Genomic DNA, 545 nt, shown 5'->3' with positions numbered 1-545 from the left:
TGAAGGCATGAGCTCAGAGCCAAGGCGCCGCATACAGCACGACCGTCACGGCCACCGCAAAGGCTGCCGTGGCGGCGTGCGTCAGCCACACGCGCCACGGCGCATGCGCCTGGCGCGTGATCTCCGCCAGCGTCCCTGCGAGGCGCTGCAGCGGCGGCCCGACTTCCCGTGCCACTATGGCCCGTGCCGCTTATGTCATCAGGGCCCGCTGCTCCTGCGCGATGCGGTCAAAGAGGGCATGGGTTTCCTTGGCGACGTGTTGCATCGCCGCCACCTTCGCCTGCTTGGCCAGCGCCGCCAGCTGGCCATCCACCAGCACCACGGTTTGTGCCGCCCGGTCGGCCGCCTTCGACAGCGTCTGCGTAGCCTGGTGCACCTCCGGTGGCAGCGCATCCACCCGGTCGAGCAGCACGGCGATATCGCCGAGCAGCTCGGCCAGCAACGCCTCTCGGGCAGTGGTTGGCCGGCCCATGAACGTCACGCGGCGGTTACAGCGGCCCGGCCCGAAACGGGTACCAGTTCCATCGCCGCAAAGCAGGCGTCGA

Annotated in this window: 1 protein-coding gene; it reads right to left on the bottom strand. The window is 69.4% G+C overall.

Annotated features, from left to right (window positions below):
* Window positions 1-190: 190 nt before the first annotated feature.
* Window positions 191-545: hypothetical protein (locus VO99_RS27525; protein WP_232315614.1), on the bottom strand; the 355-nt coding region annotated here is incomplete at its 5' end.

The sequence above is a fragment of the Aquincola tertiaricarbonis genome (assembly GCF_000969605.1).
Lineage (GTDB): Bacteria > Pseudomonadota > Gammaproteobacteria > Burkholderiales > Burkholderiaceae_C > Aquincola > Aquincola tertiaricarbonis.
Note: the sequence above shows the minus strand (reverse complement) of the source record. Positions and strands in the feature narration are given on the sequence as shown.